The sequence below is a fragment of the Chloroflexota bacterium genome (assembly GCA_016875875.1).
Taxonomy (GTDB): domain Bacteria; phylum Chloroflexota; class Dehalococcoidia; order GIF9; family UBA5629; genus 9FT-COMBO-48-23.
Window position 1 is genome coordinate 180,127 of record VGOP01000003.1, and the last position, 24,614, is coordinate 204,740.

At 49.5% G+C, this 24,614-nt stretch carries 32 protein-coding genes and 1 riboswitch; of the genes, 10 read left to right on the forward strand and 22 right to left on the reverse strand.

Annotated features, from left to right (window positions below):
* Positions 1 to 10 precede the first annotated feature (10 nt).
* The 10 genes from infA (at position 11) to rpsI (ending at position 4,900) form a co-directional block, all read left to right on the forward strand.
* A complete protein-coding gene (gene infA / locus FJ023_03670; protein ID MBM4446435.1) occupies positions 11 to 229 on the forward strand; it encodes a translation initiation factor IF-1 in 219 nt (72 codons plus the stop codon).
* Positions 230 to 312: 83 nt separating this feature from the next.
* Positions 313 to 426, forward strand: coding sequence for a 50S ribosomal protein L36 (rpmJ, locus tag FJ023_03675; GenBank protein ID MBM4446436.1), 114 nt, complete (start codon positions 313 to 315; stop codon positions 424 to 426).
* A gap of 17 nt (positions 427 to 443) precedes the next feature.
* Positions 444 to 833: a 30S ribosomal protein S13 gene (rpsM, locus tag FJ023_03680; GenBank protein MBM4446437.1), complete on the forward strand. Its 390-nt coding sequence runs from the start codon at positions 444 to 446 to the stop codon at positions 831 to 833.
* 18 nt (positions 834 to 851) lie between these two features.
* Positions 852 to 1,244: a 30S ribosomal protein S11 gene (rpsK, locus tag FJ023_03685; GenBank protein MBM4446438.1), complete on the forward strand. Its 393-nt coding sequence runs from the start codon at positions 852 to 854 to the stop codon at positions 1,242 to 1,244.
* A gap of 2 nt (positions 1,245 to 1,246) precedes the next feature.
* Positions 1,247 to 1,882 (forward strand): 30S ribosomal protein S4, encoded by a 636-nt coding sequence (rpsD, locus tag FJ023_03690; protein MBM4446439.1) that lies wholly within the window; start codon positions 1,247 to 1,249, stop codon positions 1,880 to 1,882.
* 9 nt (positions 1,883 to 1,891) lie between these two features.
* The gene (locus FJ023_03695; GenBank protein ID MBM4446440.1) at positions 1,892 to 2,917 is read left to right on the forward strand and encodes a DNA-directed RNA polymerase subunit alpha; all 1,026 of its coding nucleotides are present in this window, start codon (positions 1,892 to 1,894) and stop codon (positions 2,915 to 2,917) included.
* Complete coding sequence (locus tag FJ023_03700) at positions 2,914 to 3,267, forward strand: 50S ribosomal protein L17 (GenBank protein ID MBM4446441.1); 354 nt, start codon at positions 2,914 to 2,916, stop codon at positions 3,265 to 3,267. The genes FJ023_03695 and FJ023_03700 overlap by 4 nt, the downstream gene beginning before the upstream one ends.
* A gap of 48 nt (positions 3,268 to 3,315) precedes the next feature.
* Entirely contained in the window at positions 3,316 to 4,059 is a 744-nt protein-coding gene (truA, locus tag FJ023_03705; protein ID MBM4446442.1) for a tRNA pseudouridine(38-40) synthase TruA, read from the forward strand.
* The gene (gene rplM, locus FJ023_03710; protein ID MBM4446443.1) at positions 4,056 to 4,496 is read left to right on the forward strand and encodes a 50S ribosomal protein L13; all 441 of its coding nucleotides are present in this window, start codon (positions 4,056 to 4,058) and stop codon (positions 4,494 to 4,496) included. The genes truA and rplM overlap by 4 nt, the downstream gene beginning before the upstream one ends.
* Positions 4,497 to 4,501: 5 nt before the next feature.
* On the forward strand, positions 4,502 to 4,900 hold the full coding sequence (rpsI, locus tag FJ023_03715; GenBank protein ID MBM4446444.1) for a 30S ribosomal protein S9: 399 nt from the start codon (positions 4,502 to 4,504) through the stop codon (positions 4,898 to 4,900).
* A 29-nt stretch (positions 4,901 to 4,929) separates the two neighbouring features.
* Here the strand turns inward: rpsI and FJ023_03720 are convergent, their stop codons facing one another.
* The 22 genes from FJ023_03720 to FJ023_03825 form a co-directional block, all read right to left on the reverse strand.
* Positions 4,930 to 5,241, reverse strand: a complete 312-nt coding sequence (locus tag FJ023_03720) for a hypothetical protein (protein MBM4446445.1) — start codon at positions 5,239 to 5,241, stop codon at positions 4,930 to 4,932.
* A 77-nt stretch (positions 5,242 to 5,318) separates the two neighbouring features.
* Positions 5,319 to 5,403, reverse strand: a riboswitch (cyclic di-GMP riboswitch).
* Positions 5,404 to 5,488: 85 nt separating this feature from the next.
* Positions 5,489 to 5,824: a sulfurtransferase-like selenium metabolism protein YedF gene (yedF, locus tag FJ023_03725; protein MBM4446446.1), complete on the reverse strand. Its 336-nt coding sequence runs from the start codon at positions 5,822 to 5,824 to the stop codon at positions 5,489 to 5,491.
* Positions 5,825 to 5,888: 64 nt separating this feature from the next.
* A complete protein-coding gene (locus FJ023_03730; protein ID MBM4446447.1) occupies positions 5,889 to 7,661 on the reverse strand; it encodes an MBL fold metallo-hydrolase in 1,773 nt (590 codons plus the stop codon).
* A gap of 154 nt (positions 7,662 to 7,815) precedes the next feature.
* A complete protein-coding gene (locus FJ023_03735; protein MBM4446448.1) occupies positions 7,816 to 8,880 on the reverse strand; it encodes a bifunctional phosphoglucose/phosphomannose isomerase in 1,065 nt (354 codons plus the stop codon).
* A 3-nt stretch (positions 8,881 to 8,883) separates the two neighbouring features.
* The gene (locus FJ023_03740; protein ID MBM4446449.1) at positions 8,884 to 10,308 is read right to left on the reverse strand and encodes a phosphoglucomutase/phosphomannomutase family protein; all 1,425 of its coding nucleotides are present in this window, start codon (positions 10,306 to 10,308) and stop codon (positions 8,884 to 8,886) included.
* 11 nt (positions 10,309 to 10,319) lie between these two features.
* The gene (locus tag FJ023_03745; GenBank protein MBM4446450.1) at positions 10,320 to 11,558 is read right to left on the reverse strand and encodes a methionine adenosyltransferase; all 1,239 of its coding nucleotides are present in this window, start codon (positions 11,556 to 11,558) and stop codon (positions 10,320 to 10,322) included.
* Positions 11,559 to 11,584: 26 nt separating this feature from the next.
* Positions 11,585 to 12,544: a hypothetical protein gene (locus tag FJ023_03750; protein MBM4446451.1), complete on the reverse strand. Its 960-nt coding sequence runs from the start codon at positions 12,542 to 12,544 to the stop codon at positions 11,585 to 11,587.
* A gap of 16 nt (positions 12,545 to 12,560) precedes the next feature.
* On the reverse strand, positions 12,561 to 13,817 hold the full coding sequence (locus tag FJ023_03755; protein MBM4446452.1) for an aspartate aminotransferase family protein: 1,257 nt from the start codon (positions 13,815 to 13,817) through the stop codon (positions 12,561 to 12,563).
* Positions 13,818 to 13,835: 18 nt separating this feature from the next.
* Entirely contained in the window at positions 13,836 to 15,092 is a 1,257-nt protein-coding gene (locus tag FJ023_03760; protein ID MBM4446453.1) for an adenosylhomocysteinase, read from the reverse strand.
* A gap of 100 nt (positions 15,093 to 15,192) precedes the next feature.
* Positions 15,193 to 15,813, reverse strand: coding sequence for an ATP-binding protein (locus FJ023_03765; GenBank protein ID MBM4446454.1), 621 nt, complete (start codon positions 15,811 to 15,813; stop codon positions 15,193 to 15,195).
* Between the two features lie 65 nt (positions 15,814 to 15,878).
* Entirely contained in the window at positions 15,879 to 16,880 is a 1,002-nt protein-coding gene (locus FJ023_03770) for a hypothetical protein (GenBank protein MBM4446455.1), read from the reverse strand.
* 158 nt (positions 16,881 to 17,038) lie between these two features.
* A complete protein-coding gene (locus tag FJ023_03775; GenBank protein ID MBM4446456.1) occupies positions 17,039 to 17,665 on the reverse strand; it encodes a hypothetical protein in 627 nt (208 codons plus the stop codon).
* 62 nt (positions 17,666 to 17,727) lie between these two features.
* Positions 17,728 to 18,138: a Zn-ribbon domain-containing OB-fold protein gene (locus FJ023_03780; protein MBM4446457.1), complete on the reverse strand. Its 411-nt coding sequence runs from the start codon at positions 18,136 to 18,138 to the stop codon at positions 17,728 to 17,730.
* Between the two features lie 34 nt (positions 18,139 to 18,172).
* Positions 18,173 to 19,348 (reverse strand): thiolase domain-containing protein, encoded by a 1,176-nt coding sequence (locus tag FJ023_03785; GenBank protein ID MBM4446458.1) that lies wholly within the window; start codon positions 19,346 to 19,348, stop codon positions 18,173 to 18,175.
* Between the two features lie 105 nt (positions 19,349 to 19,453).
* On the reverse strand, positions 19,454 to 19,981 hold the full coding sequence (locus FJ023_03790) for an archaemetzincin family Zn-dependent metalloprotease (GenBank protein MBM4446459.1): 528 nt from the start codon (positions 19,979 to 19,981) through the stop codon (positions 19,454 to 19,456).
* A gap of 1 nt (position 19,982) precedes the next feature.
* Positions 19,983 to 20,495 (reverse strand): NTPase, encoded by a 513-nt coding sequence (locus tag FJ023_03795; protein ID MBM4446460.1) that lies wholly within the window; start codon positions 20,493 to 20,495, stop codon positions 19,983 to 19,985.
* Between the two features lie 5 nt (positions 20,496 to 20,500).
* Positions 20,501 to 21,034 carry a hypothetical protein gene (locus FJ023_03800; protein ID MBM4446461.1) on the reverse strand — a complete coding sequence of 178 codons (534 nt, stop codon included), beginning with the start codon at positions 21,032 to 21,034 and terminating at the stop codon, positions 20,501 to 20,503.
* A gap of 192 nt (positions 21,035 to 21,226) precedes the next feature.
* Positions 21,227 to 22,258, reverse strand: coding sequence for a methionine synthase (locus FJ023_03805; protein MBM4446462.1), 1,032 nt, complete (start codon positions 22,256 to 22,258; stop codon positions 21,227 to 21,229).
* 115 nt (positions 22,259 to 22,373) lie between these two features.
* Positions 22,374 to 22,565: a type II toxin-antitoxin system HicB family antitoxin gene (locus tag FJ023_03810; protein MBM4446463.1), complete on the reverse strand. Its 192-nt coding sequence runs from the start codon at positions 22,563 to 22,565 to the stop codon at positions 22,374 to 22,376.
* Between the two features lie 20 nt (positions 22,566 to 22,585).
* Positions 22,586 to 22,768: an addiction module toxin, HicA family gene (locus tag FJ023_03815; protein MBM4446464.1), complete on the reverse strand. Its 183-nt coding sequence runs from the start codon at positions 22,766 to 22,768 to the stop codon at positions 22,586 to 22,588.
* Positions 22,769 to 22,912: 144 nt separating this feature from the next.
* The gene (gene mtnP, locus FJ023_03820) at positions 22,913 to 23,776 is read right to left on the reverse strand and encodes an S-methyl-5'-thioadenosine phosphorylase (GenBank protein ID MBM4446465.1); all 864 of its coding nucleotides are present in this window, start codon (positions 23,774 to 23,776) and stop codon (positions 22,913 to 22,915) included.
* Positions 23,777 to 23,897: 121 nt separating this feature from the next.
* On the reverse strand, positions 23,898 to 24,566 hold the full coding sequence (locus FJ023_03825) for a hypothetical protein (GenBank protein MBM4446466.1): 669 nt from the start codon (positions 24,564 to 24,566) through the stop codon (positions 23,898 to 23,900).
* Positions 24,567 to 24,614 lie beyond the last annotated feature (48 nt).

Below are 24,614 nucleotides of genomic sequence, written 5' to 3' on the forward strand. Positions count from 1 at the left end.
GAAGTGTAGTATGCCTAAGAAGGAAGCAATAGAGGTTGAAGGCACAGTGATTGAATCTTTACCTAATGCTACGTTTCGTGTAGAGCTGGCTAATGGGCATGAGGTTTTAGCTCATATTTCGGGTAAGATGAGGAAACATTACATTAGAATTTTACCGGCAGACAAAGTATTAGTGGAGCTTTCGCCTTACGATTTGAGTCGGGGGAGAATTACTTATCGGTTCAAGTAATAAGTAATCATGAGAAGTTTACTTTTTGACATAAGTGCTGACAACGTTTATCATTATAGGGTTTTTTGCTTTAAGGTGATTACATGAAAGTACGATCTTCTGTTAAACGTCGTTGTGATAAATGCAAGATTATCAGACGCCGCGGAGTAGTTCGGGTTATTTGTCAGAACCCTAAGCATAAGCAGCGTCAAGGATAATGTAGGAGTGATAAGATATGGCACGTATCGCTGGTGTTGACATTCCGAAAGATAAAAAAGTAGGGATTTCTTTACAGTATATATATGGCATCGGTCCTAATTTAAGCCGTCGGATTCTGTCTTCCAGTGGTGTAAATCCTGATACTAAGGTAAAGGACCTTAGCGAGCAGGAGGTTAGCCGTATTCGTGAGATTATCGATAAAGAGTATAAAGTAGAAGGCGGACTTCGAAAGGAAGTTAATCTTAATATTAAGCGACTTATTGAAATCGGCAGTTATCGAGGCCTCAGGCATCGTCGCGGATTGCCGGTTCGAGGGCAGCGGACACGAACTAATGCTCGGACCAAGCGAGGACTTCGTAAGACAGTGGCTGGCCGCGGACAAAGGCGTGGAACGGCTAAGAAATAAAGGAGTGACGAAAGGAATATGCCTAAGAAAAGGAAAACCGGAGTAAGAAGGCGAGAGCGTAAGCAGATTGCTGAAGGCAAGGCTTACATTACATCCACCTTTAATAATACAATCATTACTCTTACTGACCAGAAGGGCAATGTCATCTCTTGGGGGAGTTCCGGCACAGCTGGGTTTAAGGGCTCTCGAAAAGGCACTCCCTATGCGGCTCAATTGGCAGCGCAAGGAGCTGCCCAGAAAGCCAAAGAACACGGTTTGCGTCAGGTCGAGGTATATATCCGCGGTCCTGGTAGCGGCCGCGAAGCAGCAATCCGAGCAATCCAGGCTTCAGGGATTTTGGTTACCGGCATTAGGGACGTAACTCCCGTTCCGCATAATGGTTGCCGACCTCGTAAGAGAAGGCGAGTGTAGAAATGGGAAGGTATACACAGGCTAACTGTCGTTTGTGTCGTCGTGTTGGCGACAAATTAATGCTCAAGGGAGATAGGTGTTTTACCTCAAAGTGTGCTTTGGAGCGCAGGGATACCCCCCCTGGGTATAGGGGTATCGCAAAAAAGCGGCGCGCAAAGAAATCTGACCGTGGGCTTCAGTTGCAGGAAAAGCAGAAGGCTCGCTATACTTACGGACTTTTGGAAAGACAATTCCGCAAATTCTTTGCTGAAGCGGAAAGGCTTCCTGGCATAACTGGTGAGAACCTCTTAATTCTGTTTGAGAGACGGTTAGATAATGTGGTTTACCGGTTGGGCTTTGCTAGCTCACGCTCTCAAGCCAGACAGCTGGTTTGCCATGGTCACTTTCTCTTAAATAGCCGCAAGACAGATATCCCCTCTTGTCTGGTGAAGCCCGGTGATGCTATTGCTTGGCGAGAAAGCAGTACTAGAACTGAATATTACAAAACCCTGGTTCAAGAAATTGAGGGCAGAACTGTTCCCGGTTGGTTGGCATTGGACAAACAAAAACTGGTCGGTCAAATCGTCAACTTGCCGACGGCTGAAGATATTGAAGTTAAGTTTGATGAAAAAGCTATCGTTGAATACTATTCCCGATAAGGAGGCCTCTTGGCAGGATTAGCACTACCAAAGGTAGAATGTGTCGAAGGCACCGAAACCTATGGCCGTTTTATTGCTGAACCTGTGGAGGACGGTTTCGGAGTCACATTAGGTAATAGCCTACGCAGGGTGCTTCTTAGCTCTCTGCCTGGTGCTGCAATAACTTGGGTCATGATTAATGGTGTCCAGCATGAATTCTCAACAATCCCCCACGTTAAAGAGGATACTATAGATTTTCTGCTTAACGTCAAAGCGATACGCATTCGTCATTTTGCCCAGCACTCTGGGAAGCTAAGACTGGAGGTTGAGGGAGAAGGGCAAGTCTGTGCGGGTGACATTAAGCCATCGGCGGATTTCGAAATTGTTAACCCTGAGCTTTATCTGGCTACCCTGGACTCGCCAAAGGCTAAACTTGATATCGAGTTTAATGTTGAGATAGGTAGAGGTTATGTGCCGGCCAGTTCCAGCGACAGCCTACCCATTGGGGCGATTCCCATAGATGCTATTTTCACTCCGGTTCGTCAAGTCAATTACTCAGTTGAGCCTAGTAGCCTTAGAGAGGGAAGTAAACAAGAGAAGCTTATTTTGGAAATCTGGACCGATGGCTCGGTATCTCCGATAGAGGCAATTAGCCAGAGTGCAGCTGTACTAATAGAGCAGTTTGGTTGTTTCCGCGAACTGACCAAAGCCATTACTCAAGCGGGAGCCGAGGTAGTGTGGCAACGGCTGATTCCACCAGAGCAATACTTGATGCCTCTGGATCAGTTGCATCTATCCACACATACCTATAACAGCTTAAGAAGAGGTGGTGTTACCACGTTGGGCCAGATTTTGGAAAGAGGCCTCGATGGTTTATGTGCCTTAGCTGGTTTCGGTGCCAAATCTAGAGAGGAAGTAGAGGCAGCTCTTAAACTGCTTAACTTGCCTTTTATCCCCGAGGCTAAGGAGAAAAAGGAGAAGAAGAGAGCATCAAGCGCTTCGGCTTCTGAGCAAACCGAAAGTGCTGAAGAAATTGAAGGGAAGACTACAGATTGAGACATCGTATAGCTGGACGAAAACTGAGTAGGCCTACGGCGCACCGTTGGGCACTGTACCGTAACTTGGTGGCTGATTTGGTTAAATACGAGAAAATTGTCACTACAGAGGCAAAGGCGAAGGAGATTCGGAGTCTGGCCGAGAAGATGATCACTCTGGGAAAAGAGGGCAATCTTGCTTCTCGGCGTCGGGCTCTGGCTTTTGTTACTGATAAGAAGCTTGTTGACAAGATATTTAACGAGCTTGCGCCCAGGTATGTGGAACGTCCCGGTGGATATACGCGGATAGTCAAATTGGGACGCCGAGTCGGTGATGGAGCGCGGCTGGCTCAGATTGAGATGGTAGAATAAGAAGAAACCGTATCGGTGAAGCTCTTTAACAGTTTTAACAAGATCGTTCTGGTTGTGGAGTATGACGGCAGAAATTATTATGGCTTCCAGTGGCAGGCTAACTTGCCTACGGTTCAAGCTGAACTGGAAGGCGCTATAAGAAAAGTTACTGGAGAAAGCAGCCGTGTAATAGCTGCCAGCCGGACTGACTCTGGCGTACATGCCAGGGGACAGGTAATTAGCTTCCGGACTAAGTCTGCCTTACCTCCACAGACTTTTGTTAGAGCTTTAAACTACTATTTGCCCAGAGATATTGCGGTTAAGGGTGCTTGTAAAGTGAATGTGGATTTTAACGTCAGGCGTGATGCTGTGAGCCGAGAATATGATTATTACATATTAAATAGTTCAACTCGGTCACCTCTGTTCGAGGGCTTTGCATATTTTGTACCCGGGAAGTTGAATATTAGAGCTATGAATAAGGCATGTAAATTTCTTGAAGGTGAACACGATTTCGCCTCCTTTGCTACCGCTCTAGGCAAGCTGAGAAGCACGGTGCGTAATGTCTACGCAGCCAGGGTGACAAAGGATGATGAATTGGTCACTTATCGCATGATGGCCAATTCTTTTCTACCTCATCAGGTTCGCAATACCTTAGGCTTGCTAATAAGGGTAGGATTAGGTAAAGTAGGGCTTGAGGAATTTCATCAGATTATGGAGACAAAGACGCTGGGCCTGGCCGGGCCGACGGCACCGGCTTATGGTCTTTGTCTTACTAAAGTCAATTATCCCAACAGTCTGGAGCTGGCAGCATGAAAACTTATTCAACCAAAGCTAAAGATGTCGAACGTCAGTGGCATGTTATAGATGCTTCTGGGAAGACCTTAGGCAAGCTCGCCACCCAGATAGCAACCTTGCTTATGGGTAAGCATAAGCCGATATACGTTCCATATCTTGATACTGGCGACTATGTCATTGTGCTCAATGCAGCTAAGGTTAGAGTTACAGGGAAAAAAGCCAAGCAGAAAACCTACTATCGGCATTCGGGGTACCCTGGCGGCATAAAAGCTGAGACTTATGAAAAGATGATGGCTACTCATCCTACCAGAGTGATTGAGCACGCAGTTAAAGGTATGCTGCCGCATAATCGATTGGGTAGAGCTATGTTTAAAAAGCTAAAGGTTTATGTCGGTGATAGCCATCCTCATCAGGCGCAGGTCGCTGGTATGAAAACAACTGAAAAAGGGAGTTGAATTTCGTGACTACTCAGACCTATGACCGCGGTACAGGCAAGCGCAAGTGCGCTATAGCACAAGTGAAGCTGTTCTCAGGAGGCAAGGGGGAGATTATTGTTAATGGCAAGCCCTACCAGAAGGTTTTCCCTAGCCTTGAGCATCGACATACCATTGAACACCCCTTCAGGGCTACTGATACTGTGGGGAAGTATAATGGTGAGATCAAGGTGACCGGTGGTGGTATCACAGGGCAGGCTGAGGCTATTCGACATGGCATTGCTCGAGCCTTGGTCAAGGCTAACGAACAGTTCAAACCCCTCCTGCGTCAGGAAGGGTTGTTAACCCGTGACGCCCGAGTAAAAGAGCGCAAGAAGTACGGACTCAAGCGCGCCCGCAAAGCACCTCAATACACAAAGCGGTAAAGTTTCGGCGGGAGTTAATAAGCAAGCCTTCAGCCCTTTAATTTCTTTTCCACCGCTGTCGCGCCGGCCACAGGTATCTCTAGGAGAGGTACTCTATAGAACGTTACACCTGCGAGCTGAAGTGGATAGCTGACGGCGGCTATTGCCTCGGCACTATCAGTCTCACCGATGGCCACGCTTACCATTGTGTTCGGCGGAATGCCATCAAAAGGTCTTCCGAGACATACGTACTGAGCCAATAACTTAAATCCGGGTGGCGGATTGCTCAGTAATTGATCAGCAGCTTTCGCCACCTCCGCCGACTTAGCGACATCGTACAATCCCAATGACATAAACTTCATTTTACACCTCCTTTCTGAGTTTCGTTACCACAGGGGCAAGACACCTCGGAGATTATCGTTTAAAAACAAAAACCGACCACCTATGTGGTCGGTTTCACTATTGGCTCCACGGCGTCCAAGTGACCCTTCTACAGACGCTGCTTACTTGCCCCCACTACCCTGTTATTCTATTAAGTTTATCGTTACGCCCTTAACAGGATTATACACCTTTTGTCAATCCCTTCTTGCCATTTCTGGGACATTCAAGTTACAGGCTGACGACATCGCTATCCAGCATGGATTGGATGGACTTCATCATGGTTGTCGGTTTGCCGACTGCCAGCCTGTCCATTAAGTCGAAATACTCGAGACAGGTGGTACAGGCTAAAAGCTCCACACCCCGTTCCTCAAGCTGTTTCAAATGTTCCAGAACTTTGGAGCCTTGACAAAGCAGGCGTACCCCAGCATTCCAGAATATCATACTGCCTGGCTTATCTTCGCTTTCACCGAGCAACCGCAGAAAACTAGCCATGAGCATAGAGCCCAGTTGCTCGTCCCCCCTCCCCAGCTCTTCGGATTGGACAAGAAATATCTTAGGTCTCATACAGAGCCTCCTTTCACCGGTTGTGGTGCTATTTTACGGAATACCGAGCAGAAATATCACGGCTTCATTTGTTAAACCCTGCGGTTTGAAAACGACCCATAAACTTCAAGAATCCCGGCCAGCTGCCTTCTATCTTTATCTTACCCGATGTATATGCTGATACTGGGTTTAATATGTCCATGGCCACCATGCGATAGGCTTGAGAATCGGCGGAGATTATAGCTACCGGCTCAGGCGTGCCCGGCAGCGGTTCACCTTCGACTATTTCGGCAATTCCGTTTCGCACCGTAACTACGAATTGCTTGTTTTCATCGGGGAAGACAAAGTGCACGGATTCTTGAACGTTGCTGGATTTTTCGGGATTCAGGCGGACTGCCATGTGTGAAAATATTGTTTCCAGTGGAATGCTTGAGACCATCTTCTCACTGATTCTTGGACTTTGGGGTTCAGGAATGTCTTGACTGAGTTCCAGTGCCGATTCCAGCAGGTAAGCCCGGCCGTTAGTGTTAGCAACTGTTTCTGCTAATTGATTATAACTTTCTACCCGCCTTTCACGCAGCAGTTTGCCAAGTTCACCACCTGCCAGGCCGCTGTCTTGAAGTTTTGCTAACAAATGTATAGCCCAGCGTGTATCATTTGATTGCAGAGCCTGGTTGGCCAGCTCCAGCACCTTTTCTGGCCCGCCCATAAGCATCACCTCTCGCTTGGCCACCTCGTTATGAGGAAGTGGGTAAAGCTCATCCGGCCTGCCGTCGAACCATCCCAGCGAATTGGTGTAGATACCACGGGCGGACCAGTCAACCTGTCCGTATAGTTCGCGCAAGTAAGGTTTCTCAGCCAGGTGGGTAGGAAGCTTTATGTTTTCGGCTATAGTGTCAATGTCCTCTCCTCTATTTGCCATTCTAACCACCTCGTCCCGAACCCATTGGATGGCGTCACGGTAGTTCGTCAAAGCTTCGGCGATTTCCTGCTTGCCGTGAATCGGTTTTGTGTGCATGGGTACTAGGTGTTCTGGTTCCAACCGCCGCATTTCATCCAGGCTCTTAATCCACTCATCAACAGGTCTGGGGCTGGTTCCACGGATAGTGTAGAGATTGGGGAACGCCCAGTAGAAATTATCGGCAGGGATTAAGGTCTTATCTTCAGGTATCCAGACGAAAAGCTGGTCGTGAGTTTCTCCGTATCCCTTGCGCATTTCAATTTGCAGGGCGCCGATTTCAAGGGTCTTAGATTTGGGGAAAGTATGTGTAGGCATTAGAACCCCGCTTTCAAATGAGGCTTGGTAATAAGTGCGTGCGCCGATGGCACAGCAGGGCAACTCTTCCTGTGGTACATTGAATCCGAATTGGCGCACGCCGCGTGTGGTTTCTGCCTTTATGAACAATCCATATTGCTTGAAGAAGTGCTCGATGAAGGCATCCGTCGCCCATATTTGCGTGTTCTCTTCTGCCCACACCGAGGCACCGCCTACGTGGTCAATATGGCTGTGCGTGTAGATGATCGCCTTAATCGGGCCAGCGGGAGCTTTTTCTAGTAGCGCTTGCTTAACCGCCTTGGCTGCTACCGGGCTCATTGAAACATCCACTATTACATTGCCGTCTTCAGTGTGTATCAAGGCGGTATTGGCCTGATCGTAACCCAGGGCGACCCAGACATGCTCGGAAATCTGCTCAACTCGTGGCTCGCCGATAGCTTCCTCGCAGTGTTTACTGAGAACTTCGGGGGTCGTGACCGCCTTTTCTTGACTTGGGGTACCACAACTGATATTCGTTCCCATCAAAAGGAAAGCTGCCAGAATCAGAAGTGCTGCTTTAAAATCAATCACTAGACTTCTCATTAGGTTCACCTCCGTGTTTATGAAAAAACGTCATTTTCCACTTTACCTCTGCGCCCGAGATCGCCACATTGCTGGCACTTCTCGAAATGACAAAAAACATCAGGACGTCACTGATCAGATAAACAGGCGGCAGGGGGATTGAAAAGGGAACAGCCTACTTCGCTTCACTTAGCCGCTTTTTCAGATGGTAAATTACCTTTACCGGCGTGGGGTCTGTTTCGTAGAGGATGGCCAGGTAATAGCTAACCCAATCGCCGAGGTAAATCAGGCTCATCATCTGATTCAGTTCACCTTCGCCCTGGCTATTAATAATCTCGTGGCTGATGTCGTTCTGTTTCAGGAGCTCGCTAGTCACCTGGTAGCGAATCAAGATTCGTGGATGGATAGAAGGACAGCGGAGCAGGAGTACATACATCTTTGAGGCCAGTTCCGGGGGGAACTGGTAGCCGACTACAGCGTTGTGGTTGAGTTCAGGGAAAGTCTCGTAGAAAGCCCAGGCCTTGCTGTTCTCGTTAATTTGTGTCTTCCAGCGGTGGGCGACCTCAGAGAGAATACCGGCGCCGTAAATCACGGCTATTCTGCCGTGCAGCGTGGCAGATAGCTTCTTGGCTCGATTTGAGCTAGTTGAGACGGTTTCCCTAAGCTCTTCCAATTGCCCCTCAAGGTCTTGAATCATCGCCTCGATCTCAGCCGTTTTGTCTTCGAGTAGGCTTAGCTTTTGCAGAAAAGCTATAAGGGGCATGAAGCTATAGCCCAGGGCTGCTCGGGGTTGGGAGGTATGGTCTATAATGAAAACCGGCACTTTAGCATCTTCAGCTATAGTCTTCAGCTTGCCGCCGGTGGTCATCGCCAGCTTTTTACACTTCCTTTTCAGAGCCTGAGAAAAAGCAGACAGCGTTTCCTCGGTATTTCCTGAGTAGCTCGAGGCGATAATCAGCGTCCTTTCGTCAACAAAATCTGGCAGGTCGTAATCGCGATTGACGAAGATGATGGGCTTGATTTTTGCTGAAAGCAGGCTGCGGACTAAATCACCGCCTATTGCCGAGCCGCCCATGCCCAGAATTACCACTTTATCAATGGTGGCGTAATCTTTGGGTAGCTCAAAATCTTTAGCCTTCTGCCAAGCAGCACGGCATTGCTGGGGCAAGCCGTGGAGGTGCTCCAGCATGTTTGCTGGGTCGAGCTGTTTATATACTTGAACGTCGTCCAAATTGACCATATCTTAAAGCCCTAACAGCTTTTTACCGCTTTCCAGCAACTTCTGCACCTGTTTCGTGCTGTTAGCTTCGGCATAGATGCGGATGAGCGGCTCGGTGCCGGAAAAGCGGATGAGCAGCCAGGAATCATCAGCAAGGCAGTATTTATAACCATCGGTGGTGTCCAGTTTGGCTACCTTTATACCAGCGATGGAGCCGACATCGCCCTTAGCCAGCCTGTCAGATAGCATTTGGCGTTCATCGCTGGAGATATGGACATCAACGCGGTCATAGTAGTGGGGCCCGACCTTGCTAAACAAATATCCCAGCAGTTGTGATGGGGTCTTGCCTGTATTTATCATTAAGTCGAGGAAATACAGGCCGGCAAGTATGCCGTCGCGCTCAGGGACGTGACCGCGGAAGCCGTAGCCGCCGCTCTCCTCACCGCCGATAAGGGCATCCTTCTCTATCATCAGCGGCGCTACATATTTGAAGCCTACCGGCGTTTCATAGACGGGTACATCGAATTGATTTCCCAGCCGGTCAATCATAACGGTGTCGCTCAAGGTCTTGATTATGGGACCTCGCTCACCACGGATTTCGAGGAAGTAAAGGACAAGCAAGGAGAAGACCTGAAGCTGGTTGAGGAAGTTTCCTTTTTCATCGACGACGCCGATTCTGTCGGCATCGCCGTCATTTGCCAGACCTACCTCTGCCTTATGTTCCTTAATAAGGCTGGAAAGCTTGTTTAGATTTTTGGCTATAGGCTCGGGGTTGATTCCGGGGAATGATGGATTTCGATCACCGTTAATCTCGATGATTTCTATTTCACCACCTTTGAGAAGCTCCTTGAAATAGCCGATGCCAGCCCCATACATAGAGTCGACAATGACCTTTAATTGGCTGCGGCGAATAGCTTCCAGGTCAACAAGTCGTTTTAGCTGATTGAAGTACGCCGGGTCCGGATCGAGGTATGTTATCAGCCCATTTTTCAGGCTGTCAGCCAGGGGAAGTCGCTTCGCCCCGCCTGTGGATAGGACTTCGTTGGCATTCTTCTCTATTTCTACGGCGACCTCAGACGGAGCACTGGCTCCAGCCCCATCTTTGTATTTGAAGCCGTTCCAGCGTCCGGGATTATGGCTGGCGGTGATGATTATGCCGCCGATTGACTTGGTGGCGGTGACGGCATAGCTTATAACCGGTGTCGGCGCTGCTTTGGAGCAAAGATGCACCTTAATCTTGTTGCCAGCAAGCACTTCGGCAGCAGCGGCAGCGAAGTCTTCTGAAGCAAAACGGGTGTCATAGCCGATAACCAGCCCGCGCTCAGCAAGCTTAGCCTGTTTTAAGTAGTCGGCTACCCCTTGGGCACAGGCTCGGACGTTGGCGAAGGTGAAGTCTTCAGCGATAACTGCTCGCCAGCCGTCAGTGCCGAATTTGATAGCCTTATTCATGTGTTTCCTTCTTAGCCTTTTAATCCTGCTTCGGCTTTCAATATTTTGGCTTTGTCCGTTTTTTCCCAGGGCAGGTCGAGGTCGTCCCTGCCAAAATGCCCGTAAGCGGCGGTTTGCTTATAAATCGGGCGGCGAAGGTCGAGGTGCCTGATAATGGCTTCAGGGCGGAGGTCAAAGTGCTTCTTAATCAGGTCAGTGATGGTTTTGTCAGGCACCTTGCCTGTGCCAAAGGTCTCGCAGGAGATGGATAACGGGTGGGCAACGCCGATGACATAGGAAACCTGCACTTCGATGCGGTCAGCTAGCCCGGCAGCGACGATGTTCTTGGCAATATACCGTGTCATGTAGCTGGCGGACCGGTCGACCTTGGTAGGGTCTTTGCCTGAGAAGGCTCCACCGCCATGGCGGGCATAGCCACCGTAGGTATCGACTAATATCTTGCGGCCGGTGAAGCCGGTGTCTGATACCGGGCCACCGATGACGAACTGTCCAGCGCCATTTATGTAATAAGCTGTTTTATCATCCAGGAACTTTGATGGGATGACGGCCTTGATAACCTTCTCTTTTATGTCTTGCTCCATTTGGTCGCGGCTGATGCCAGGGTCATGATGAGCGCCGATGACTACAGCGTCCACCCTTTTAGGTTTGCCGTGGTCGTATTCCACGGTTACCTGTGATTTGCCATCGGGGCGGAGATAGGGTATGGTCTTGTCCTTCCTGACTTTAGCCAATTGGCGGCACAGCTTGTGTGCCAGTGATATGGGCAGTGGCATCAGTTCTGGTGTCTCGTTACAGGCGAAACCGAACATCATCCCCTGGTCGCCGGCGCCGGTCTTATCCAGCTCGTCGATTTTCCTTTCCTCTCTGGCTTCCTTTGATTTGGTTACGCCTGCGGAGATATCGGCCGATTGTTTCTTAATGGATACCAGTGTGCCCAGGCTTTCATAATCGAAGCCGTACTCCGGCTTGATATAGCCCACGTCTTTGACCACCTGACGCACAATGTCAGGTATTTCTATATAGCACTTGGTGGTAATTTCGCCCAGAACAATCACCAGGCCCACGGTTACGGCAACCTCGCAGGCAACCCTGGCAACGGGATCCTGCTTTATTATGGCATCGAGGACAGCATCAGCGACCTGGTCGCAGAGCTTATCTGGATGCCCCTCAGTGACCGACTCCGAGGCAAAAAAATAGGAAGCCGTGGTGTTAAAGCTGTTTGACAATTTTTTCTCCTCATGTTTATTCATTGTTAAAGGCACCTGGTTAGGGGCACCTACCTCTTTATCTTGCCCGGCAGTATGTATATATAAGGCTTGTGTAAAATTCGTCTGTGTATAAAGCGGTCCAGTCGTCTCATCGCCAGAAAGATGGTCCATATTAGAGCATCTTCTTTGTAATACGAGCGTACCTCCTCGGCAGTAATAGGTTTTATCTCTAAGCCTTTTGCCTCCTTGGCAAAGAAGTCATTGGCGACCTGAACTAGCTTTGGAATTAGCTCAGGGCGCTGCTCCTTATAGAAATTGGCGATAAGGTCTACCACAACCAGGTGGAAGTTATAATAGCGAGTCATGACATCTTTTAGGAAGAGCCAGCGGATCAGCCAATGGAGAAAGGAGGGCGCGCTGCGCAGGAATAATTCTGGATCGAGCTGCTCTTTACCGTTCTTTCGGATAAATGGGGTGCTGGTGTCGATGTAGTAGAGTTGCGTCTTTGAGTCTATGTGCGGACTGTTGGGGTTGAGACCCCTTATTGCCCAGTTGGATATCTGTCCGTCAATACCTATTTGGATGCCGGTGCCTTTTTCGTTAAAATCCCAGACCTTTTTTAGCTGTTTCAAGACAAGGCGGAAGAAAGTTATTAAGTCATCGTCTTTGAGGATATGGATGAGTTTATCGCCGAAGGATTCTGAAGGCAGCTTTTCCTGAACATCAAAGCAAACTATGTATCCAGCATCGCAGGCGAAAGAAACAAAACCGAATGGTGGCACATTTATGCCTACCTGGTCATTTAGTATGCGGTTGTACTCATCGTAGATGGTTTTGTATTGGTCTAGCTCTTCTTGGTGTCTAAAAATGGGCATGCGCTTGCAGGCCAGTTTTGGCTCGCCTTCGATTGCAAAGACGGTGCTTATCTCCCCATACCCCAGCACCTTTGCTGGGATTTTGCTGTTCTCTGGGTGACTTGGGTCAAGTCCCCTCTCGAATTCTTTCAGTAAGTCTGCGTTTATCTTCATGTCGCCGTTTCCCCCATTAGAGGCTAAGAAAATCTTTGGTATCCTTGAGAGCGCCGTCCAGACGCTCTAGTATCTCGTATGCAATCTCCTTGTCTATATTCAAAGGCGGCAATAGCTGACTGACTCGCCTATCGTTGTTAGCGTAGATGGAGAGTATACCGTGGTCATAGCAGACCTTGGTCATTATCGGCCCGCATTGTTCATTTATCATCTCAATGCCCATCATCAGCCCCAGTTGCCGCAGGCCAACCAATATGGTTGGATGCTTTGTCTTAAGTTCCTTGAAACCTTGGGCAAAGACCTCAGCCAACTCATGCACGTGCTCAAGGAATTCAGGGCGAGATGACTCCTCCAGCACTGCCAAGGCCACTGGGCAACCTACTTCGGCGCCTCCAAATGTGGACACATGGATGAACGGGTGTTCGTGAAAGAAGGATTCAAATTCCTTTCTGAAACACGTGGTGCTCATGGGGTAAATTCCGCCTGATAGACCCTTGCCGATGACCATGATATCCGGCACTACATCGTAATGTTCGATTCCCCAGAGCTTGCCGGTGCGTCCCAGCCCGGTCTGGACCTCGTCAATAATCAATAAGGCGCCGTTCTCACTGCAGAGGCTCTTTACCTGTGGGAAGAAGTCTGCTGGCGGTATCGGCATTCCGGATGTGGCGGGTATGGTCTCGAATATCATTGCTGCCGTGTTTTTATCCATAGCTTGCTTCAGTGCAGCGATGTCGCCAAAAGGCACCTGGACAAAACCAGGTGGGTTGGGGCCGAAAGGCTGACGGTATTGCTCATCACCGGTAGCCAGTGCCAGGCCGGTATGTCCGTGATAGCCGCCCAAAGCTGAGATGATTTTGAGCTTGCCGGTATAGCCCCTGGCCAGTTTGATGGCTAGGTCGATGGCTTCGCCCCCGCTGACACCGAAGACAGTGTAGGTGATGTCGCCCGGGATTAACTGTGCCAACCTTTCTGCTAGTATTGCCCGTTGCTCGCTGACAAAATGGTGGTTGCCGATATCAAGCTCCTTAAGGCTATTCATTAGGGCAGCGATGATTTTGGGATTGTGATGCCCCAGATTGAATACGCCTCCATTGCAGTGGCAGTTAATCAGCCTTTTGTCGCTGGTGGCATCCCAGACATAAGCCCCTTCTCTGCGGCCGAAGACAAAGTCCAGGCCGAACATTTTGAACGTCTCCACCTTACCCGAAGACACATGCTCGGCAAAGCGGTTTACAATCCCTTCTTTATTGTCTAAACCAATGTATTTCATATTAAGCCCTTTTCCAGGCTATGTCCCCTCCTCCCAGCTTTCTAGGTATTTCTTTTGTTCCTTGGTTAAAGAATCGATGGCTATGTTCATGGCTTTGAGTTTCAGTCGACCTATCTCATTATCTATTTCTTCGGGCACGGGGTAAACCTTTGGTTGAAGCTTCCCCTTATTCTTGACCAGATATTCAAGGCATAGTGCCTGGTTGGCAAAGCTCATGTCCATGACGCTGGCGGGATGTCCCTCGGCCGCCGCCAGATTTATCAGCCTGCCCTCACCCAGGAGATAAAGCCGGCGTCCGTCAGCCAAATTATACTCATCAACAAAGGGGCGCATCTGCCTTTTCGACTTGGCTAATTTCTCCAGTGCCGATATGTTTATCTCGACATTGAAATGGCCGCTGTTGGCCAGAATAGCCCCGTCCTTCATCTGGGAGAAGTGAGCCTTATCGATAACATTGATATCTCCGGTGGTGGTGATAAAGATGTCCCCAATCTTAGCCGCCTCGATTAGAGGCATAACCTGGTAGCCATCCATGGCGGCTTCGAGGGCTGAGATAGGATTGACTTCGGTTACGATTATCCAGGCGCCCATCCCTTGGGCTCTTCGGGCTATACCCCTGCCGCACCAGCCGTAGCCGCAGACCACTACCTTTTTCCCCGCCCACAGAACATTAGTGGCTCGGGTGATGCCGTCGATGGTGCTCTGTCCCGTGCCATAGCGGTTGTCAAAAAAGTGTTTGGTTTTAGCATCGTTCACGGCGACAATGGGATACTTCAGTTTGCCTTCATCGGCCATATTTCTCAATCTTATCACGCCGGTGGTGGTTTCCTCAGTGCCGCCTATTATACTTCGTAGAAGTTGAGTCTTTTCCCGATGGGCGGTGCTGACCAGGTCAGCACCATCGTCTACGGTGAGATGCGGTTTATGCTCCAGTGCAGAATTTATGTGCTTATAATATGTCTTGTTATCTTCGCCCTTGATGGCGAAGGTGGGCAGGCCGTATTCAACAAGCGCTGCCGCCGCATCATCTTGGGTGCTCAGTGGGTTTGAGGCGCATAAAACCAGCTCGGCGCCACCATCTTTTAGAGTCAAGGCCAGGTTGGCTGTCTCTGTGGTGATATGGAGACAGGCAGAAATGCGTACACCTTTCAAAGGCTTTTCTTTGGAAAATCTTTGTCTAATTAGCTTGATTACCGGCATCTCCCGACCGGCCCATTCGATGCGCAGCTTGCCGGCTGAAGCCAGGGAGGTGTCTTTAACATCGTAGCTCTTTATACTCATGGGCTACTCCTTATTATAATTTATCTGAAATCTGTCTGCATGAAAGAGTACTTGAGCACAACATCCAATCATGGATGTGCAAGTCTATTTTCATCTATTTCTTTTGCACGTTGGTGATGTACCAGTCCTCAGGCTGGTCATTACGGGTATCAACTATGAAGTGGATAATATTAAGGTTAGGATACAAGCCCTTTAAGTCGTCCAGATTTACTTCTTCGAACTTCTTTTTATTGCTGAAGTAGGCTTCTTCGGTTAGCGCGTTCGATTCATAATCTTCCTTGGTGCGCTTTAGTATCCGCGCGATGGACACTTCCTGTGGACAGTCTGTCTGCATGATGATAAAGGTCAGGTTGTGTTTGGTGGCTATGGCAGCGGCACGTCTTCTTAATGACTGCGTGACGAAAGTGGCATCGAGAATCACGCCATCGCCCTCACTTAGAATCTCCTCGGCTCGGGTGAACATCTCATCATAGACCAGTGTCCGTTTATCCATGTTAGAGGCGACTTTCTCATCAAATATGTCCTCGTTTTTCAGTACCTCCAGTCTAATCAGGTCAGTTCGAAGGAGCGGATAACCCTTAATCTTGGACACTTCCTCAGTCGTCTCGGTTTTCCAGGTACCGGGCAGGCCACAAACAATAAGCAAGAACCTGGTCCCCAACTCGTTTTCCACAAATCCAACAAACGGCTGTCTCAATCTATTGCCTCTTTTTATCCGCTACTATATAGACAAGCCCAACGTTCACCTAATCCGATTTAGCTTACTCCATTCCTAATATATCATATATATGACTCGGCAAGCTCGAAATACCTCTTAGCGGCAGCCAGAACGTTTGTCTTTTCCTCCTCCGGGACATGAGGGTCATCCAGCATGAAACTGGCTACTTTGCCCCGAACATAGGCGCGATAACACTTGTAGAAGTTTAGCAGCTGGAGCAGTTCTTTATCCTGACTAAAGCTGACATAAGCATTGACGAAAGCCTGGGACAGGTCGGCTCGTTGAAAGCGGTCCAGGTCCATAGCCAGGAAGGCGACTTCGGAAGCAACATCACCATATCTGAACCTGTCATTGAACTCGATGCAGTCGTAGATATAGATTCCATTGCTGAGACAGACGTGGGCAGCGTGAAGGTCGCCATGGCAATCTCTTATCCTGCCGTCCTTGACTCGGTTATCAAACAGGGACTTATTCGATTCAGCGAAGTTATCGGTGTAAACCTTGATTTGGCGATATTGCTGGGCAGTGATGGAAACGCCGATATATTTCTCGGTCTGGGCAAAGTTTTCATCGGTGTTTACCTTAACGGCGTCCAGTTTACCGTAGGCGCTGATTTCCGGGCTTGTTTTGGCTTTGTCGTGAAATGCCGCCAGTTTTTCAGCTACCCTTAGCACCATCTCCTCGGTCACCAAATCCTGGGGCAAAAGCCTGTCCATCATCCGCTCCTGAGGTAGCTGTTTCATTTTCACTGCATATTCGATTATCTTTCCCTTGCCGCCGAGGTGAATTTGCCCCCGACTGCTGACTATAGCCACGACTTCCAAATAGACGTCGGGGCAAAGGCGTCTGTTCAGTTCTATTTCCTGCTGGCAGAAGAAGCGGCGCTTCTCCAGTGTGGTGTAGTCCAGATAGCCCAAATCAACCGGTTTTTTTATTTTGTAGACGTAGTCGCCGCTGAGAAACAGGAATGACATCTGGGTCTGCACCAACTCTACCTTTTGCGGTTTATGAGGATAGGTTTCAGGTTTAAGTAATGCTTGAACTAAAGCTGGTTGTTTTGTCACTTTTCTATTTTAAACATAAGCAAGTTTCTAGCATGCATAGGGTGGTCTACAATATCACTCGTAGACCACCCTTAACTATCAAACGGGAATTATCACCTCCCGTATTTATTTGCTGGCTACTCAGGCCTTAGATACGTAGCTTGTTAAACCAAACTGCCTCATGGCACTACATGAAGAACCTGGACTCTGGTTACGGTACCTTGAGCATTTGTGGCTCTGAGCGTGTAGGTATGGGTTCCCAGCGCCGGCGTGAGTATTCTGTTCCCGCTGTGAGACTCTGATATGCCGTTTATGGTCACGCTGGCAGCATTTTGTACTTCCCAGCGCATTACCGCCTTGTTGGGTCCAGGTCCGGGTGGGTGATGGATAGTATTCGGGCTGATATCGAAGACCACTATATTGGGTGGCAGCGCCGGTGGTGGTGTAGTTGAAGTTGATGAAGTTACAGTGACGGTCACGGACTGTGTAACGCTTCCGGCACTATTGCTGGCAGTCAACGTATAGGTTGTGCTGGAACTTGGCGAAACCGAAGTGGTTCCGGCCGCCGCCAATCCGCTGCCGACGTTCTGGTCTATCTGGATACTGGTGGCGTTGGTAACGTTCCAGAGCAGCGTTGTTGACTCTCCCTCCGTTATATCGGTTGAAGTGGCGGAGAATGCCACGATGGTTGGCACGCTTGTGGTGGTAGTCTCTGTAGTTGTTGATGTAGGCCAGCAGGCGAGAGAACTCAGTGCTAGGCCGCTGATCAGCAATAATAGCAAACCGAATAAAAACACCTTCTTCATGTCTACCTCCTGATACTTTTGACAATGAGTATAACGGTGACGTATTTCGATGTCAATAGCCTTTAAGTCCCTAGGCTGAAGAGCGGCTTGGCTTCGTCACCAGCAGAATACTTGTCCCCGGGGAAGACCGCATGCCCCATCTGCACTTTTTTGCCCATTATCTCCATGGTCACTTTGCTTGGGTCAATGCCGGTCAGGTTACCCATTATCCACGGCCCTTCGTCTAGTTCCACCAGAACTATGACATACGGGCATTCTCCCTCACGTCCTTCTGGTGCCACGAAAACAGTGGTAAAAGTCTGTATCTTGCCCTTGCCGCTCAATTCCACGATGTCTAGTTCGGTGCTGGAACAATTTCCGCAGGCTATTTTCGGTGGCACAATTATGTTGCCACACTGTTTGCATTTCAATCCCAGCAGTTTGTTTTGTTTAAGCGCCTCATTATATTGTTTGAAACTAAGTTTATGTTCCACTTTTAGCCTCCTTCGGAATTAGACTGCGGTCGTATTACCAGCCCCTCTTCAGAATCACGTTGCAAAGTGTGCCACCATCTCCACCAAGTGTATCGGTCATGCCTATCTTGGCTCCTTCGACCTGGCGTTCACCGCATTCGCCTCTCAACTGCTTCACTATTTCATATACCTGAGCAGTGCCAGTGGCGCCTATCGGGTGCCCCTTGGCTTTTAGGCCGCCGGACGGGTTTACCGGTATCTTGCCTCCGAGCCTGGTCTCACCTTTCTCCACAGCCTCACCGGATTTACCGAATTCGAAGAATCCGAGGCTGTCTAGGGCAACGATTGTAGCTATGCTGAAGCAGTCGTGAAGCTCAACTACATCTATATCCTTGGGTGTAAGCCCGGCCATTTTATAGGATTGCTCGGCAGCCAGTTCCCTAGACCTGAGCCGCGGCAGGTACTCTTTCTGGCTGAGCAGGTTTCCAGCTGAAGCCTGACCGACGCCGACCACATAAACGGGCTTATTGGTCAGCTTCTTAGCTTTTTCTTCTGAAGCTAGAATGATGGCTGAACCACCATCGGAGAAGGGGCAGCAGTCGTAGAGCTGGAGAGGTTGGCATACCATAAAGCTGTTGAGCACATCATCTACAGTTATCTCTTTTTGGAATTGGGCTTTGGGATTGCGTGCGCCGTAGTAGTGGGAGTTGACAGTAACTTGAGCCATCTGCTGCTTGAGCTTTTCCAGCGGTATGCCGTACCTCTTTGCATAAAGGTGGGCAAGCAGTGCAAAGACGCCGGGGAAGGTGATTCCGCTTGGGTATTCATAACGGCTGTCGCTGGCCATGGCGAAGGTCCGGGTGGCTAAAGGCGTGCCCATCTTGGCAGCGGTCTCAGCGCCACCGGCCAGAACTATGTCATAGAATCCTGAAGCCACCCACATGAAGGCATCTCGGAAGGCAGCGCTGGATGAAGCGCAGGCGTTTTCGTATTTGTTGGCCGGTATATGCGAGGCGCCGATATAGTCGGCGGCAAAAGCTTGCGGTTGTGCCTGTCCCTCGGCGAAGTCCCCCAACGCGTTGCCCATAAACAAAGCCTGCATATCTTTTGGCTTCAAGTTAGACTCGTTTATGGCGTCGATGGCGGCTTCAGCAAACAGTTCAACGGTTGTCTTATCTTGCTTGCCGCTGAATTTCGTCATCCCAACGCCAACTACAGCTACTTTTCTCATACGTCTATACCTCCATTCATTACTTTATCAACTCCTCTTCTAAACTATCTTCCCCCTTTCCTTAAAAAGGAGAGGGGGACCAAGGGGGTGAGGTTCAAACAAACATTATTTTATCAGCTTTGGCCGACATTGACTACAAAAAGTGGCTTGCTTCCAGTCGGTATCAGCCAGGCTATTGGAAAAGTGCATAACACACTTGGTATTGTTGCAGTGTTCTAAGCCAAAAGTATGCCCTAGTTCATGAACCGCCTCCTTGGTAGCTCTGTCCAGAAAAAAAGGTTCGTCCGAAGGCAACTCGTAAAATTCCTGTCTCAGACGGCATAAAGAGATAAGAGCTACTCCGGAGGCTATATCAGCCTGACCGAAGACGAAGTTCAGCCCCGAGGCATAAAGGTCAACATCAACTATGCCCAAGACCTTTTCATCCTTGGCCACGCCTGATTTCTTCAGCTTGGCAAGTAGTTTTGAAGCCAGGTATTGCCCTCGCTTTGAGTCGTAGGCCTGCTCAAGCTTGCTAGCCTCTGGGATTATCTCTACAGGGCAGCCAAAGGTTTGATTCAGCTTTTCCTTGAGCTCTTGTAGTATGTTACTATCAATGCTGCCTATCGGCTTAAGGATTATCTTCACGTGCAGTCTATTTCACCCAATCAAGTATTTCTTTCAACACCTGATCGTGGTTAGCTCGGGTAAGCTGGACAACTTTTACCCTGGCGTGGCGTTTTATGTCATCGGCGAAAGGGTGGGGGCTGAGCATAACCGTGCCCAGAACTTTCTTGCCGCTATCTATCGCCTTGAGCACGGCTTGTCTAAAGCGGGGCGAGAAAAGCTCCATCTTGCCGATTTCGTCGATAACTATTAAATCGCTTTCCTCTATCGCCTGATTAATGGCGGTAACACCAACGTTATCCAGATTCTGGACGTCGACGCCGTACTTGCTCACTTGATAATGGCCGGGGAAGTCAACATGTGCCAGCATGGCGTCCTGCCCATCTAAGGTAACAATCCTGAAGCCCTGCCTTGCTCCGCCGGTTCTTATCTCTTCGGTATAAAAGCCGCCGGCTTTGGCTTTAGACATGGCTACCGCCTGTCTGATGACGGTAGTTTTGCCTGTACCCGGGCTACCGGTTAAGAGGTAGACATTGGCCATTAAGTCTATGTGGCTTCGGTCTTCTTCTTTCGGGCGGGCTTTTTCGGCTCTTCTGCCGGTTCTTCTGCCTTCGCTTTAGCCGCCTTTGCCTTTGGTTTGGCGGTTACGGCTTCGGCCACGGCCTCAGTCTTCTTTAAAGCACGCTTTTTGGCTGCTTCTGCTGCCTTTGGTTTGGCGGTTACAGCTTCAGCCGCGGCGGCTTCTACCTTCTTCCTGCTTGGTTTTTTCGGTGCTTCCTCTGCTACTTTTGCTTTAGCCGCTTTTGGTTTTGCCCTTACAGCTTTAGCCGGGGCTTTTGCTACGACGGATGCCTCTTCTTTCGCCTTCGGTTTTGGGGTTACAGCTTCAGGTGCGGCGACTGCCTCTGCCATCTTCTTTCTGGCCGGCTTCTTCGGTGCTGGCGGTGCCTCAACAACTGCCACTGCTGGTTTGGCTGCCGCGACGTCAATGCCAGCCAGCGCCATCATCTTTCTTCTCTCTTCCAGCTTCTTGCGGCGTTTGCGATGCTTTAGGATAGCCATTCTTCTACTTTTATTCATCGTTTACCACCCAATCTAACAAATCTCAGACTTTTCAGTGTATTATCGCTTAAGTAGCTTGAGATTTCAAATTTCACCCTCACTGTCATCGCGAGGAGCTTCAGCGACGTGGCGATCTCATTAAACGTAGGGACAGACCTTTAGGTCTGTCCGCTGTGGACAGGTTTGAAAACCTGTCCCTACATTTCTCTGTTAAACAGAGTGCTTGCTCCTCACCTTGACTGAAAGCTCAGCCAGCAATTCCAATGAGTGTATGGCAGCTTCAGTGGACATGGACGCCAGCGTACAGGAAGGGGTGAGTAACCCTTGGGCGATTAGCTGCTTAAAGGGAATGCCCTCTCGAGTAAAAGGTGCCATGGCTTCACCAAGCCGGTCATACAGGCTGGCTACAGATTCTTTGGCTGAAGCCTCCTCGGCGTTAGGTATAATGCCCCAGGCGATGCTACCGCCCCGCTCCACAAAGGCTTTCACTTCGGCAGGATAGCAGCTCAGTGAGTCGGCATAGTTATAGGCATCGAAGCTCAGTATGTCAGTTGAGCTTTTCAGAAGCAATGACCAGTCTGTGCTGCCGCAGCAGTGCACTCCTTTAAGTCCGGTTATGCCGCTGAAAACCTCTTCCAACAAGGTCGTTACCTGCTCATTAGGAACGGCGACGAAGGCTGTGCCCAGTGAGGTCAGGTAAGGCTCGTCAACAAAGATGATAGTATTTGGTGAAATCTGGCTTAAGAAACTTTCCTGCCACATGGCTTTCAGTCGCAGAAACTTTGATAGGGCTTCAGCCAGAAGGGCGTCATAAAGTATGCCTCGTTGTTCTCGGTCGGTGACGCAGAGCCCCCAGGTGATAGGACCTGTTATTTGCCCCTTGACCATACTGGGATGCTGTTCCTTTAGAGCCAGAAAAGCATGTAGCCCGGCAGCATATTCGGCGCTTATGCCGTAGTCGTCAGAATTATCCTCCGAGGCGGCGTTATAAAGCTGCTCAAGCTGACTGTCGAAATCCGCCGTGCGTTCCACGTAGACTTTAGCCTCCTCCAGTACCACCCCGGGGAAGCCTTCGCTGAACTGGGCATACATATTCTCCAGTTGGGAGCGTTTCGGCAGTTGCGGCCAGGCAGGCAGGTCAGGCAGATATTTAGCCACCAGAGAACATGCCTCCTTCGGGTCAGTCTGAGGCATACTCCCTATAGCCGTGGGCAGACAGTTGAATTCTATTTTAGCTACCATTTTTCAGTGCCTTGTGTTTTGTCAGGAATTGTGGGACTCTGTTCTTTGATTTATATGCTTGGAGTCTCGTTAGTGGTTGGGCACCTGGTTGAGCATAGGTTGCCTTCGGTGTCGTTTACACCTTAATGCGTACCAGTTCCTCCTCCTCTTTTGGTTCGAAGGGAGTAGCCAGCATATCCTCAGCCCCAATTCTCAAAGATTCTATGAGCTTCTCTTTGCTTCGTTCCTGAGCATTGACGCCGGGTAAATCTATAAGCCAGCCAATCCACCAATCTCCGCTTTTCTTAATTGCCGCTCTAAACTCCATAATAAACATCACTCCTTTCTTCACCGGGGCATAGGAATATCCAAATCCCTACAAATCTTCCTTGCCAGTTCGTCCACTATCTCTCTATGTCTCGGAATTTCAGTCCTATATTTGCCCTTTTGATATATGCTATGTCTTCGTCCCTCTCTCAGGAGGAATGCACCGTGATAGGTTAGATGCTTTATAAGCTCTTTCCTTTTCACAATTATAGCTTCTCTTTGCTTACAATTCCCACCTTATATTTTAACATGAATTCATAATACCACGATTACCTCTGGTGCGGTCAACATATTGTATTGTTGTGTTAGTGTAGGGACAGGTCTTTAGACCTGTCCGCAAGCGACGGACTACTTTATATACTTGCCGATAATTGGTGCCAGGTCTTTCTTAACCTGCTCTGGTATAAGCTTCGGGGAGGTGATTATGGCATTTTTTAGGGCGCTGGCGCAAATACAATTCCTTGCCTTAGGCAGACGGGTTATGGCTTGCCTCAGCAGCCTTTTGACGGTTTCGGTGCCTCGCCTCAGATTGTCAATGACCATGTCGACGGTCACCACCTCGTAGGTCTCTTTCCAGCAGTCATAATCGGTTACCACAGCCATGGTGGCATAGCAGATTTCCGCCTCCCGCGCCAGTTTAGCCTCTGGCAGACCGGTCATGAAGATGACGTCAGCTCCCCACGACCGGTACAGCTCTGACTCAGCCCTGGTGGAGAACTGTGGTCCTTCCATGACGATGCAGGTGCCGCCGTCATGAGCCCGAATCTCGAGCTTGCGCGCTGAATCGTATAGTATATCGCCGAGTACCGGGCAGAAGGGGTCGGCAAAGGCGACATGCCCCACTATACCCTTGCCGAAGAAGGTATCCTGCCTGAGGAAGGTGCGGTCGATAATCTGGTCAGGGATAACTATGTCCAGAGGCCTAATTTTCTCCTGTAGGCTGCCGACAGTGGCTACGGAGAGTATCCATTCCACGCCCAGCGACTTCATGGCGTAGATGTTGGCTTTTGACGGCAGCTCGGTGGGGCTGATGGGATGTCCCCTGCCGTGCCTGGGCAGAAAAGCCACATTCACCCCTTCCAGTTTGCCCAGTGTAATAGCGTCGCTCGGGTCGCCGAACGGCGTCTTTATCCTTGTTTCCTTAGCCTCGGTCATGCCTTCGATTTGGTACAGCCCACTCCCGCCGATAATGCCAACTTTAGCTTCAGTCATATTCAAGCCTCCTCGTTATAAATGTAAAAATCAAATATCAAAAGTCAAAATGGCATCTCGAAGATTATCGTTGTAATCGGATAATATCGCTGTAATCGAAAAATTTCTGCCATTTTGACTTTTAGCCTTTAACCTTTAACTTCTCCGTTTCCCCGTAGCACAGCAGGTGGTCTCCAGCCTGCACAACCTCTTTAGCTCCGGGCGAAGGTAATACCTTGTCGCCTCTTTCAATCGCCAGTATGGTGATTTTGTGCTTTGCCAGGCTGGTGTTGCCTATTTTACAGCCCACCTCCGGCGCTTTCTCGGCTATGGTCAGGCGGGCTATGCTGTAGTCGCCTGCCTGATGAATTATTTCCGCGTTTGCTAGTTCAGCCTTGAAATATGCCGAACGCTTCAGCCGGTTGACTATTAGGGTCGCCAGCTTATCCAGGACGCCTATCCAGAACAGCACCAGCAGGGCAACTGCTGGCAGTGCTGCGAGGATGAGGACAAAGGGTGAGGTCGGTTTCGATGGTTGCATACCGAATATGACAAACATGAATATCAAAATTAAGAACAGTACGATGCCGACGCTGCCCAAAAACATCAGATAGCTGGCTATCTGTCGACGCCTGGGATGGCCAACTATATCTTCTGACTCTCTGGTGGTAAAGCCGCTAGTGGTTAGCGCTGACAACGCCTGGAAGCGGGCTCTCGACCGCTCCATGCCGGTAGCTTCCAGCGCAATGGAGCCGAACCACAGTAAAAATAGCCATACCGTGATGAACACCAGCATCAATGCAGGTTGCATTTTACCCCTCCGTATTTAGACTTGCCCAGCTACTAGGGCTGTGCGGAA

Bases quoted from the DNA above. Each gene is read 5' to 3' on its own strand.
- infA (MBM4446435.1), top strand. From the start codon at position 11: ATGCCTAAGAAGGAAGCAATAGAGGTTGAAGGCACAGTGATTGAATCT.
- rpmJ (MBM4446436.1), top strand. From the start codon at position 313: ATGAAAGTACGATCTTCTGTTAAACGTCGTTGTGATAAATGCAAGATT.
- rpsM (MBM4446437.1), top strand. From the start codon at position 444: ATGGCACGTATCGCTGGTGTTGACATTCCGAAAGATAAAAAAGTAGGG.
- rpsK (MBM4446438.1), top strand. From the start codon at position 852: ATGCCTAAGAAAAGGAAAACCGGAGTAAGAAGGCGAGAGCGTAAGCAG.
- rpsD (MBM4446439.1), top strand. From the start codon at position 1,247: ATGGGAAGGTATACACAGGCTAACTGTCGTTTGTGTCGTCGTGTTGGC.
- rplM (MBM4446443.1), top strand. From the start codon at position 4,056: ATGAAAACTTATTCAACCAAAGCTAAAGATGTCGAACGTCAGTGGCAT.
- FJ023_03720 (MBM4446445.1), bottom strand. From the start codon at position 5,241: ATGAAGTTTATGTCATTGGGATTGTACGATGTCGCTAAGTCGGCGGAG.
- yedF (MBM4446446.1), bottom strand. From the start codon at position 5,824: ATGAGACCTAAGATATTTCTTGTCCAATCCGAAGAGCTGGGGAGGGGG.
- FJ023_03730 (MBM4446447.1), bottom strand. From the start codon at position 7,661: ATGAGAAGTCTAGTGATTGATTTTAAAGCAGCACTTCTGATTCTGGCA.
- FJ023_03735 (MBM4446448.1), bottom strand. From the start codon at position 8,880: ATGGTCAATTTGGACGACGTTCAAGTATATAAACAGCTCGACCCAGCA.
- FJ023_03740 (MBM4446449.1), bottom strand. From the start codon at position 10,308: ATGAATAAGGCTATCAAATTCGGCACTGACGGCTGGCGAGCAGTTATC.
- FJ023_03745 (MBM4446450.1), bottom strand. From the start codon at position 11,558: ATGAATAAACATGAGGAGAAAAAATTGTCAAACAGCTTTAACACCACG.
- FJ023_03750 (MBM4446451.1), bottom strand. From the start codon at position 12,544: ATGAAGATAAACGCAGACTTACTGAAAGAATTCGAGAGGGGACTTGAC.
- FJ023_03755 (MBM4446452.1), bottom strand. From the start codon at position 13,817: ATGAAATACATTGGTTTAGACAATAAAGAAGGGATTGTAAACCGCTTT.
- FJ023_03775 (MBM4446456.1), bottom strand. From the start codon at position 17,665: ATGAAGAAGGTGTTTTTATTCGGTTTGCTATTATTGCTGATCAGCGGC.
- FJ023_03785 (MBM4446458.1), bottom strand. From the start codon at position 19,348: ATGAGAAAAGTAGCTGTAGTTGGCGTTGGGATGACGAAATTCAGCGGC.
- FJ023_03795 (MBM4446460.1), bottom strand. From the start codon at position 20,495: ATGGCCAATGTCTACCTCTTAACCGGTAGCCCGGGTACAGGCAAAACT.
- FJ023_03800 (MBM4446461.1), bottom strand. From the start codon at position 21,034: ATGAATAAAAGTAGAAGAATGGCTATCCTAAAGCATCGCAAACGCCGC.
- FJ023_03805 (MBM4446462.1), bottom strand. From the start codon at position 22,258: ATGGTAGCTAAAATAGAATTCAACTGTCTGCCCACGGCTATAGGGAGT.
- FJ023_03810 (MBM4446463.1), bottom strand. From the start codon at position 22,565: ATGGAGTTTAGAGCGGCAATTAAGAAAAGCGGAGATTGGTGGATTGGC.
- mtnP (MBM4446465.1), bottom strand. From the start codon at position 23,776: ATGACTGAAGCTAAAGTTGGCATTATCGGCGGGAGTGGGCTGTACCAA.
- FJ023_03825 (MBM4446466.1), bottom strand. From the start codon at position 24,566: ATGCAACCTGCATTGATGCTGGTGTTCATCACGGTATGGCTATTTTTA.